Annotated in this window: 11 protein-coding genes; 1 reads left to right on the top strand and 10 read right to left on the bottom strand. The window is 32.6% G+C overall.

What is annotated here, in order from left to right:
* Window positions 1–5: 5 nt before the first annotated feature.
* From AACK87_RS00295 to rpiB, 8 genes are all read right to left on the bottom strand, one after another.
* Window positions 6–557 carry a F0F1 ATP synthase subunit delta gene (locus AACK87_RS00295; protein ID WP_338972413.1) on the bottom strand — a complete coding sequence of 184 codons (552 nt, stop codon included), beginning with the start codon at window positions 555–557 and terminating at the stop codon, window positions 6–8.
* A 2-nt stretch (window positions 558–559) separates the two neighbouring features.
* A complete protein-coding gene (gene atpF / locus AACK87_RS00290) occupies window positions 560–1093 on the bottom strand; it encodes a F0F1 ATP synthase subunit B (RefSeq protein ID WP_338972410.1) in 534 nt (177 codons plus the stop codon).
* Between the two features lie 6 nt (window positions 1094–1099).
* Window positions 1100–1414, bottom strand: a complete 315-nt coding sequence (locus AACK87_RS00285; RefSeq protein ID WP_338972407.1) for a F0F1 ATP synthase subunit C — start codon at window positions 1412–1414, stop codon at window positions 1100–1102.
* Between the two features lie 22 nt (window positions 1415–1436).
* Complete coding sequence (locus tag AACK87_RS00280) at window positions 1437–2345, bottom strand: F0F1 ATP synthase subunit A (RefSeq protein ID WP_338972405.1); 909 nt, start codon at window positions 2343–2345, stop codon at window positions 1437–1439.
* Between the two features lie 42 nt (window positions 2346–2387).
* Window positions 2388–2717 carry an MG406 family protein gene (locus AACK87_RS04785; protein ID WP_422397194.1) on the bottom strand — a complete coding sequence of 110 codons (330 nt, stop codon included), beginning with the start codon at window positions 2715–2717 and terminating at the stop codon, window positions 2388–2390.
* 196 nt (window positions 2718–2913) lie between these two features.
* Window positions 2914–3537, bottom strand: coding sequence for a uracil phosphoribosyltransferase (gene upp / locus AACK87_RS00275; protein WP_338972403.1), 624 nt, complete (start codon window positions 3535–3537; stop codon window positions 2914–2916).
* Between the two features lie 13 nt (window positions 3538–3550).
* A complete protein-coding gene (gene glyA / locus AACK87_RS00270; RefSeq protein WP_422397187.1) occupies window positions 3551–4792 on the bottom strand; it encodes a serine hydroxymethyltransferase in 1242 nt (413 codons plus the stop codon).
* A complete protein-coding gene (gene rpiB, locus AACK87_RS00265) occupies window positions 4776–5213 on the bottom strand; it encodes a ribose 5-phosphate isomerase B (RefSeq protein ID WP_338972399.1) in 438 nt (145 codons plus the stop codon). Before rpiB ends, glyA begins: the two co-directional genes overlap by 17 nt.
* Before the next feature lie 99 nt (window positions 5214–5312).
* Here rpiB and AACK87_RS00260 point away from each other — a divergent pair, with 99 nt between their 5' ends.
* Window positions 5313–6458: a hypothetical protein gene (locus AACK87_RS00260; RefSeq protein ID WP_338972396.1), complete on the top strand. Its 1146-nt coding sequence runs from the start codon at window positions 5313–5315 to the stop codon at window positions 6456–6458.
* A 407-nt stretch (window positions 6459–6865) separates the two neighbouring features.
* On the opposite strand, the gene AACK87_RS00255 is transcribed toward AACK87_RS00260, so the two are convergent.
* The gene (locus AACK87_RS00255) at window positions 6866–7534 is read right to left on the bottom strand and encodes a lipoprotein (RefSeq protein ID WP_338972393.1); all 669 of its coding nucleotides are present in this window, start codon (window positions 7532–7534) and stop codon (window positions 6866–6868) included.
* Window positions 7535–8052: 518 nt separating this feature from the next.
* Window positions 8053–11817 carry a DNA-directed RNA polymerase subunit beta' gene (rpoC, locus tag AACK87_RS00250; RefSeq protein ID WP_338972391.1) on the bottom strand — a complete coding sequence of 1255 codons (3765 nt, stop codon included), beginning with the start codon at window positions 11815–11817 and terminating at the stop codon, window positions 8053–8055.
* Window positions 11818–11824: the final 7 nt, after the last annotated feature.

Genomic DNA, 11824 nt, shown 5'->3' with positions numbered 1-11824 from the left:
TCACCCTACTCTCTATTGCTTATTGAAGAGTTTTTGATCGCTTCTAATTTTCCTCGCAACGAACCATCAAAAGTATTACCTTTAACAATCACTTGCAAACCACCAATTAATTTTGGATCAATCTTGTTAATTAGAATTACGTTTTCTTGTAATTTTTTACTAATTTTTTCTTCAATTTTTTTAATTTGATTTTCCTCTAGTTCGATTGTTGATCAAATTGTTCCATATAAAATATGTTTTTCCTCTAACAGATTCTTTCTTAACTTTTTAAAAATAGCGCGACAGTAAATAAAAGATTTCTGTCTCACCAAAATTTTTATAGCGTTAACAATGTAAGTGTCAAATTTATTCCTACTAAACACCTCATCCACAATAATAATTTTTTTATCTAAGTCAATGTTGGGTGTAGTTAATATTTTAATAATTCCTTGGTTCTTTTTTAAAATTTCAATAATGACATTAGCTTGTTCCATGTAACTTTCAATTTTATTTTCCTTTTTAGCGATACTAAAAAGTGCATGACCCCAGTTGCTGATAATTGATTCGTTTAAAATCATCTTTAATCAACCCTATCTAAGTCGTCAATAAAATTCTCAATAATTTTTTGATTATCTTCTTTGGAAATGTTTTTCTCTAAAACCTTTTCTGCTGCAGAGAATGCCACCCCAATTACATTTTGTCTAATTTCTTCTTTTAAAGCTTCGCGTTCATGTTCGATTGAAATTTTGGCATGATTCTGAATATTGTTAGCTTCGCGGCGAGCGCGATCCAAAATTGCCATTTTATTTGAATCAGCTTCAGTGTATGCTGATTTAATAATATTTAAAGAATCGTTTTTAGCATTTTTTAATAATATTTCAGCTTCTTTTTTGTCTCTATTTGCCTTTGTTGTTTTATCTGCTGCTTCATCTAAAAGGGCATTAATTTTTTTTCGACGTTCATCAATTGAGTTACAAAATGGTTTGTAAACTAATTTAGCCAATAATAAAATTAAGACTATTGTTGATAAAACATGGGCGATAAAGTTTGGTAAGTTCGGAAATAACCCTCGGGTTATTTCTGGAATACCTGGTGTTGCTAATAAGTCTAACATAAAATTCTAAACGAAAATTAATAGAAGCGAAATAATTAGAGCATAAATTGCTCCTGATTCTGCAATACCTGCTGCTAGAATCATTGTTTTAGTAATTTGTCCTGACATCTCAGGGTTTCTACCGATTGCTAAACAAGCACCTTGTCCTGTAATCCCTTGTCCAATTCCGGCTCCAAGAACACCAACGGCTGCAACTCCAGCCCCCAATGATTTTAATCCCGCTCCAATGCTATCTGCATCTGCGAAGAAAAAGTTTGGCAATATTACCGAAAGGGTAAGTGCGTAATTTGTAAATATAGTTGTCATTAATTCTGTATGCATTTTTTTATTCTCCTAGTCTAAATTAAATTGCTATTAATTTTTCTTTTTTGTTAATTTTTGTATTTGCTAAGCTTGGCGAGCTTCTTCGCTCTGGCTCTGGCTCTTCGTGCTCTTCGCCCATAGCTTCACCTCAATATGAGAATGTCAGAATTAAAAATACCGCTGACTGAATCATACCATCAAAAAGGTCAAAGTACATATGTAAGAATGGTCCAAAGGCTGTTGTAAATATATTTATTCCTGACCAGAAATAAGTATACTGGGCTTTTCAAGTTAAGTCGTAATGTTCGGGATCTACGTTGTAAATATCGTTATTTAATCATCCTTTTTTAACTTGTTCAGAAACTCCTAAAAGCGCAGATTTATCACCGCTAAAGCCAGCTTGAACACCTATAAAGAATGAGTAAAAAAGACCAAGTATAATACTTCCGGCAAGCAAGTTACCAAAAAGACGAAATGCCATTGAAAGCAAGGGAACAAATTGAGTAATAAGTTCAAGTGGGTTCAAGTATTTTTTAAAGAAACTTAGTTTCTGATACTTAATCCCAAAATAATAAATACCCATAAATGTCACAAATGCCATTGAAAAGGTCACCGTCAGTGAAGTCATCGCAGATTCTATTCCGATTAAAGAAAGTAAACATCCAACAAATATATATAAAACAATATACATTGCATATGGTGTCAGCTTGCGGTATCTTTTACCCATAATGCTGACAACCAAATCCTCTAGTCCTGTAATAAACATTTCTGTAAGTATCAGAAATCCACTCATCTTCTCCCGGTTCTGGTGATTTCTGATCTTTACATTGTAGACAATGCAAAATATGGAAATTAGTATAAAAGTTAATAAAATGGAAACTAGCTGTGGTGTAAAAGCGAACAATGAGTCTTGAAGTGGACTATTGGAACTATTTTCAGCAAGCAACATCTAACTCACTTCCTTTCTGTGACTTAGTGTTAATTAAATTTTTTAAGCATCCTTTTTAATAAAAAATGGATAAAAAATGCTATTAACTATTCCAATTAAAAATGCTTCAATTGAAAATAAGTCTGGGAGCATGAGAACCAATAAGGTTACTACCATGTAAAAACCAACTCTTAATAAAAACAAGAAGACAAAAAAATAATGATTTTCAGTCTTGATCAGCGAGTCTGCTGATATTTTTATAAAATAGATGGATAAAAATGAGGTGAGGTTTCCTACCACGAAGCCAGTGATTCAAGGTCAAGATAATAACCCTGATAAAACAAGCGCTATCAATGTTATTAAACCAATTGCAAAATAGCTCGATAGCAGCATTATTAATAGCTTATTTTCCTTAAATTTTAATTTGAAAGTTTGCAAAAACTCACCTCTTGGTGGAATCAATGTTCCATCCTATTAATATTAGCACTTTGAAAATAAAAAAAATGAAATTTAACCATTTTTTTACGAAAATAATTCTATTCCATTTATTTAATAATTAATGTATATTTTTTTCCAAACAATATAAAACCTATTTTGTACCAAAAATTCTATCCCCAGCATCACCAAGACCCGGTTCAATGTATCCTTGTTTATTAAGTCTTTCATCCAGTGAAGCGGCATAAATTTCAACATCTGGATGCGCTTCTTGGAGTTTCTTAACCCCTTCAGGAACCGAAACCAAACAGACAAATTTTATATTTTTAGCCCCTCATTGTTTGGCAATTTCAATCGCCTTGACTGCACTTCCCCCAGTGGCTAACATAGGATCTACCACAATCACATAACTTTCTGCTATGTTTTCTGTCGCTTTTGCATAATATTGAACAGGTTCAAGCGTCTCTTCATCTCGATATAGTCCAACGTGAGCAATTCTAGCTGTTGGAATCAATTTTTGAATTCCTTCAGTCATCCCTAAACCCGCTCTAATAATTGGTACAAGAACTACAGGAATATCTACTGTATATCCTATCGCTTTCTTAACCGGAGTTTTAATTTCTAATTCCTCAACTGGAATATCTCTAAAAATTTCATAAACCATTAATTGAGCGATTTCATTAAGGTTCTCACGAAAATCTTTCGAACTAGTTTCTTCTTTTCTCATTCGCGTTAATTTATCTAAAATTAACGGGTGCTTGATAACTGTAAATGACATACTAATAACCCTCCTAATATACTATTTTATTATAAATTGGGTGGTTTTTACACAAATTTTGCACATTTATTTTTAATTTATTTAAGTTTTCCTCAGAGTGGTCTTTTAAAGCTGAAACTATGATATTTCCGACAACTTTAAAGTCTTCTTCATTAAAACCACGAGTGGTCATAGCTGCGGTCCCAATTCTGATTCCACTAGTGTGAAATGCTTTTTGAGTGTCAAATGGAATCATGTTTTTATTTACAATAATACCTATTTTTGACAAAATATCCTCTGCTTGTTTTCCTGTAAGTTGAAACTGACTCATCACATCGATATTAATTAAGTGATTGTCAGTTCCCCCAGCAACTAAACGTACTCCACCTTTATTTAGTTCTTCACCCAAAGCAATTGAGTTTTTAACTACATTTTTAGAGTAATCAACAAATTCCTTGCCTGAAGCTTCAATAAATGCTTGTGCTTTACCGGCAATCATATTTTCTAAAGGTCCACCTTGAAGTCCCGGGAAGAGTGCTGAATTAATTTTTTTAGCAATTTCCTCGTCATTGGTTAAAATTAGCCCACCTCTAGCACCCCTCAAAGTTTTATGAGTGGTTGAAGTCACAACATCTGCATAAGGTATGGGACTTTGATGAACTCCCGCTGCAACAAGTCCAGCGATATGAGCCATGTCTACCATCAATTTAGCTCCCACTTTGTCTGCAATTTTTTTGAATTTCTCAAAATCAATTACTCTTGAATAAGCGCTGGCACCTGCCACGATTAATTTTGGCTTGTGTTGGATTGCCAAATTTTCAATAGCATTATAATCTAACATTTCTGTATCCTTGTCAACCCCATAAAAATTAAAATTGTAAGTTTGTCCCGAAAAATTCAGCGGATAGCCGTGGGTTAAGTGACCTCCAGCATCAAGACTCATTGCAAGGACGCTGTCTCCATGTTTTAGAATCCCCATATAAGCTGCAGCATTAGCTTGACTACCTGAGTGTGGTTGAACATTTGCAAATTTGGCTTTAAAAAGACTCTTAGCAGTCTCGATAGCTAAATTTTCAATTTTATCAATTACTTCACAACCCCCATAATAACGTTTTTGAGGATATCCCTCAGCATACTTATTTGTCGCCACACTACCCATCGCTTCTAAAACCGCTTGAGAAACATAATTTTCTGATGCTATTAATTCAATATGGTTTTGTTGCCTTTTCAATTCTTCATTTAAATATTCTTTTAATTTACTATCCACTGTAGTCACACAACTTTCTAACTCTGGTTTCGTGACGATCACCTTCAAATTCGGTATTAATAAAAGTTTCAACCAAATTAACAGCTTTTTGAACCGCAATAAATCTAGCTCCAAGAGCTAAAACATTGGCATTATTATGTTTTCTAGCTAATTCCACAGCCTCTTTTTCATAACAAAGAGCTGCACGGATGTTTTTAACTTTATTAGCAGCAATAGAAATTCCAATTCCGCTTCCACAAATTACAATTCCTAAACTATTTTTATTTTTATTAACAGCTTCTCCAACTTTAAATCCAAAATCAGGATAATCCACAGCCTCATCACTTTCTGGACCCAAATCTGTTACTTGGTGTCCCAATGTTTTTAAGAAATCACTAATTGCTGATTTCATTTCTAACGCAGTGTGATCACTTCCAATAAATATCTTCATAAACAATTCCCCCTCTTTTTTATAATACACCATTTAGATATGATAAAATTATTAAAAGTACTATTAAGTAGGTGTATTGTGAAAAAATCTGTATATTATATGAGCTGCTTTTTTCTTGTCTGTTTTTGATTATTTTTAATCTCTGATGGGGTTTTGTCAGTTTTAAGGCCCGCTCCCAGGTTTGGAGTAGGAATCGATGATGTTGATTCAGTCTTTAGTTTTATGAACTCAGCAGAAAGACTAATGGCTAGTTTTAGTTTTTGAACAATCTGAAGTAATTATATGCTGGTTATCTTCTTTACTTGTGTTTTGGTGAAACCTCATAGAAAAATTAACTTTAATATTTGAACCATAATGACTGGTTATATGACTTTGACAATGATGCTTTTTTGAATGGGTCTAGCTGGAGTCAAAGCTGTTGGTGATGGTTTTCAAACACAATTTATTAACGACTATTCTGATCCATTAAGATTGACATACAGCATTATTTTGCACTTATTAACCCCAGGTGTTATAATTGGGGCTTGAATTTATCAGTGCGGTAAAAAGCGAATTAGCTGGTTTGAATTCACACACTTTTATTTGCCAATAGCAATCGGCATCTTAGTTATTTATATGATATTTGTGCTAACTCGCGGAACAATCAGAATGGGTCATGATAAAGATATTTATACATCGTTTCCCTACTTCTTCTTTGCAATCACGGTTGAAAAAGGAATCTTTATGTTATCAATTAGTATTGTAACTATAGTTTTGATTATGCTTTTAATTTTTTCTCTATATTTCAAAATCAATAATATCGTCTGCAACAAAAATCAAGTTTCAGAAACAATAAAATTGAAATGAAATATAAAAGGGATTAAAAGTAGCGTTAAAGGGAAATGAGTTATATGGTCAGCATCGCTTGTGGTTTCGCTGGGAACAGTTATAGCAAGTGTATACTTCATTACCAAAGTACCAGCTTTTTATAATTCAATTAATGAAGATGATTTTAAATATAACTTAATAAACTACCTATCTTGGTCTGTATTACTTGGGGTTTTAATTTTAATTGGGTTTAGCCTATTGGTAATATTATTATTATCATTAAAGTTCAAAAATTTAGAAAAAGCAAGCCTGATTTTATTGCTTATTGTTGGAGGAGCCACAGTTTTAATATATGGGGTCGGGACGATCGCGCTAGGGCTATTTTTATGAGGTTTTTATTCTAAAGAAGAGTCTGAAGCAAAAAGCATTAAAAAATAGATATTGAAACATAAAGCAAAAGCACCTTTTCATTTAAAATGAAAAGGTGCTTTTATTAATGGTTTTAAACTATGTTTCAATTAAGTAACTTTAGAAAGGTAATAGCTCAATTGTAATGAAACATTTATTTTGCTATATTTATTTTTAACACCCTTTGGTATAAGGATTATTAAGGAATTAAAAAATAGAGAGTTTAACGTGATGATGAATCTACTTTATTAGTAATCAAAAGGAAATGAAAAGTAAATATTTTGATATATTTATATTTATTTCTCATCAAATTTTATACAAAAATCTCCTACATATTTAACAATAACAATTTTTGAAATTGTTTTTACTAAGTGGGTTATATTGAAATTTTTGAAATTAAAATCTTTTATTATTTTATTCTATTTATGAATTAAGTATTATGTTAACTCAACCCTTACTTGCAATTCTCCGAAATAATCACAATCGGCTTTACAAATAATTGTTAGACCCGTTGCTGTCTTTGACCCCTCTTTTATTTCAAAAGCTGCTGTGTCACTAGGATTGAATTTGTCGTTCTTCATAACAAGTTGACTTATTAAACTTTTACATAATTCGTCTTCGTTTTCGTTGTCTTTGACATCTCCTAGGTTATTAAGAGATACGGCTTTTTGAATATCAGCTTGAGCTTTTCAAACAATTGTAATTGGTTCACCTGTGTAAAAATTTTTGTCTGCATCTAGAACAGATTCTTCAGGATTTACCTCTGGTTCTGGATTTACCTCTGGTTCTGTAGTTGGCTCTAAAGCGCTGATTGTGCCTGTATTTGAAGCTAAATTAATTTCCAAAACTGATCAGTCGATTTTTTGCTTGTTATTTTTTTCAACTTTTTCTTTAAAAAGCTCTTCAGTTATTTTTCCCGGAGTCTCTGTTGTTGGCTCGACTTCAATTTTACCTAAATCTTTATTTTTAATAATATCCTTCAAGTCTCCATAAATTATTTCATCTGAAATTTCTGGTTCTGGCTCTTCTCCACCACAAGCAATTACAGCAGCGCTTGAAGTTGCAGTCATGCTAAATGCCCCTAATAAAATTAGTAATTTTTTCATTTATATATTTCCTTCTTTCATATACACTATTATTTTATATACATTTTATGAAAAAGGCAAGAAATTTAATTATTATTGAATATTTATATAAAATAGAGAGTGGATATCACAAAGCTTTTAGATTAAATTTGACTGATAATGGCATTATAATTAGTAATCGCACCAGATTAATTCACGTTATTATTCGTATTATTATAAACATTTGTAACAGGTAAAATAAATGTGATATAAGATGGGAACTTTAAGCAATAATAAAACAGCTCCTAGGTGAGGCTATCCATTTGTAATTGGGATAATCGTTGGATTTGAATACGAAGCTATGTTTTTTTGTTAGCAATAGTAATTTAAATTGTTGCCTAACAGTAGTTGTGTTTCACATTCTCTCTAATGTTTTCATTAATTTTGTCACAAATATTAAGCTAAATATTTTATAGTTTGGAAATGAAAAAATATCCAGAAACAAAAAAACTCTGTACGAATTTCGTACAGAGAAAATGTGTTTTTAATAATTATTATTCTTAGTATTCGTTTGCAATACTATCTTTTCCACGTCTAATAATGTCAGCACTTCCAGTTAATCCTGTTCCTGCTGGAATTAAGTTTCCAAGCATAATATTTTCTTTTAATCCTTCAAGTTTGTCAACTTTACCTTTAATAATTGCTTTAACAAGAACTCGCGCAGTATCTTGGAAAGAAGCAGATGACAATCATGATTCTGATTCTAGAGGCGCTTTTTTAATTCCAAAAATTGTGTATTTAGCAAGTGGTGGTTTTTTACCTTCCATAATTGCTGAAGTGATAACAGCTTTGTAATGTTTAACTGTCACAATTTCACCAGGAAGTAATTCTGTATCACCTGAGTCAATGATTTTAACTTTGTTCAACATTTGTTTTACAATGATTTCGATGTATTTATCTGAAATCTCAATCCCTTGTAAACGATAAACTTTTTGAACTTCTTTTAGAATGTAGTTTTCTACGTCCTCGATACGAGCAACCTCAAGAAGATCTTTGATGTTTATAGCACCCTCGGTTAGTTTTTGACCACGAGTTACAGATTCACCAACTTTTACACGAATAATTGCTCCGTATTGTGATTTATATTTTCTTTCATCATTATTTGATTTAATAATAACTGTGAAAATTCCATCCTCTTCAATTACATCAGAAACAACCCCATCAATTTGTGAAATGATAGCAACACTTCCTTTTGGAGTTGTTACGTCTAGTAATTCTTTAATACGAGGAAGTCCTTGGGTGATATCATCACCACCCGCAACCCCTCCGGTATGGAAGGTACGCATTGTAAGTTGCGTTCCTGGTTCCCCAATTGATTGAGCGGCAATAACCCCAACTGGTTCACCTTTTTCAACAAGTTCACCTGTAGCCAAGTTAATACCATAACATTTCTTACATACACCTTTTGCACTATCACAAGTTAAGACAGAACGAATTTGAACGACTTTTATACCAGCTTCAATGATTTCGTTAGCTAGGCTTTCATCCACCAAAGTATCTTTTGGTGCAATAACTTTACCATTTTTGTCTTCCACATCAGCGTAGATAAAACGTCCAACAAGACGGTCTTTTAAAGGCACAATAATATTGTCATGTTTTGTTTCAACAACATCACTTACTTCAAATCCTTTTGAAGGGTTACAGTCAACTTCGGTAATAATGATTTCTTGTGAAACGTCAACTAAACGACGAGTCAAGTATCCTGAATCGGCAGTTTTCAAGGCAATATCAGCCATCCCTTTACGAGCCCCATGGGTTGAAATAAAGTATTCAGAAACGGTTAGACCTTCACGGAATGAAGATTTAATTGGAATTTCTTTAATATCCCCTTTGGGGTCATTCATAAGTCCACGCATACCTACAAGTTGGGTAAAGTTGGAAACATTTCCCCTTGCTCCAGAATCTGCCATGACAAATACTGGGTTTTTTGGATCTTGTTTTAGAACAGATTCTAGTTGTACTTGAATCTCATCTTTAACAGCAGATCAAACATTAATTACTCTTCGTTTTTTCTCAGAGAATGTCAACATTCCCATGTTGTAGAATTCTGTAATTTGAGCAACTTTTTTATCAGCCACTTTAAAGTCTTCATATTTATTTTTGTAAGCAACAACGTCTCCTGCAGAAATAGTCGTTCCTGATTTTGAAGAATATTTAAATCCTAAGTCTTTCATGTTATCTAGCATTTGAGCGGTTTTTTGTGAACCGTAAGTTCTAAAGTAACGATCAATAATTGCTGATAAGTCTTTTTTCTTAATTGGTTGTTCTGTTTCATAATTGTTTTGGATGTAGTCAGCTACATTAGTTGATTCTGAAACTAAAAACTTATCAATTGAATTTTCAGCTCCATAAATATCATTATTATTTAATCAAGGGAATTTTTCAGTGAAAATTGCATTGAATAAAATTTTACCAACTGTTGTGATTAGGTAACCTGATTTTTTAACTTCAAAGTGCTTAGCATCTAAAGAGTTAACATCAACAGCTATAATTGAATTTAATGAAACCACTCCCGCTTCATAAGCGCTTAGTGCTTCATTTGGATTTGAGAATAACATTCCTTGACCTTTTTCACCTTTTTCCTCAAAAGTTACATAATAGTTTCCTAAAATCATATCTTGAGTTGGGGTTACAATTGGTTTACCATCTTTGGGACCAAGAATTGCTTTACTTCCCAACATTAGAACTCTAGCTTCAGCCACAGCTTCTGGTGAAATTGGTAAGTGGACAGCCATTTGGTCACCATCAAAGTCGGCGTTAAACGCTGTGGTTACTAATGGGTGTAAACGAATTGCTTTTCCCTTTACTAATTTAGGTTCAAATGCTTGAATTCCTAGTCTATGTAAAGTTGGGGCACGGTTTAGTAATACAGGACGATCTTTGGTTACACTTTCCAAAGCTTCTCAAATTTTTACATCACCAGCTTGAATCATTTTTTCTGCTACTTTAACGTTTTCAGCAAAATTATTTTCTTGCAATCATTTAATTACAAATGGTTTAAATAGAATAATGGCCATATCGCGAGGAATTCCCGCTTGATACATTTTTAAATCCGGACCAATTGCAATAACTGAACGACCAGAGTAGTCCACACGTTTTCCTAGTAAGTTTTGACGGAAACGTCCTTGTTTCCCTTTTAGGATTGAAGTTAGAGATTTTAAAGCTCTCTTATCTTTTCCGGTTACTGGACGTGCTTTACGTTCGTTATCCAATAAAGCATCTACAGCTTCTTGTAGCATACGTTTTTCGTTGTTTACAATAATACTTGGAGCTCCCATTGATTTAACTTTTTTTAGACGTTCATTTCTAATAATAATACGACGATATAAATCGTTGATTTCTGAAGTTGTAAATCTTCCTCCATCCAATTGGATAATTGGACGAATATCTGGGGGAATTACTGGAATAACGTGTAAAATCATTCACTCTGGACGAGAGTTTGATTTTTTTAAAGAGTCTAAAACTTCTAAACGTTTCATCATTTTGTTTTGTTCAACAGTTCCGCGTTTTTCTTTTAACTCTTCACGAATTTTCACAATTGATTCATCAAGATTAATGTTTTTTAATAATTCTTCAATTGCACTAGCACCAATTCCAAATTTGGCATTGGTATATTTACCAATGAAACTTGCTGCTTCATCCATTGAGAATGGGATTGAAGCATTTCTTAATTCTTCAATCATTTTTTCAGCTCTACGGAATCCAATTTCTTGTTTTGGGTCACTTAAGTCAAAACCTTCTTTAATTTCCTCTAGAGTTTTTGTTAATTTTTCACGAGTTTTGATACTAATTTTTGTATTACCTAAATCTAAAACTTGTGCTTTTTTTAAGTGTTTTGATGTTCCTGGATCTAAAACGATGTGTGAAACGAAATAAACAACTTCTTCTAGTTCTTTAGTTTTTAAATCTAAGATGGCAGCAATTCTACTTGGAGCCACTTTTAGCATTCAAATATGTGTAACTGGTTCTTCTAGTTCAATATGACCCATTCGTTCACGACGAACAATTGATTCAGTAATTTCAACTAAACAACGTTCACAAACTTTTCCTTTGTTCTTAACTTTTTTGTACTTACCACAGGCACATTCGTAGTTTTTAGTTGGACCAAAGATTCTTTCGTCAAACAAACCATCTTTTTCGGTTTTTAAAGTTTTATAATTGATAGTTTCGGCTTTGGTTACCTCACCACGAGATCATGAGCGAATCACATCAGGACTAGCCAAGTCGATTTTAATCATTCTTTTTTCATTTTTTGAATTTACCATTTATTAA

Source organism: Spiroplasma endosymbiont of Panorpa germanica, assembly GCF_964019765.1.
Taxonomy (GTDB): Bacteria; Bacillota_I; Bacilli_A; order Mycoplasmatales; family Mycoplasmataceae; genus Spiroplasma_B.
The sequence above is the reverse complement of the archived record's forward strand: the minus strand, read 5'-3'. Positions and strand labels throughout refer to the sequence as shown.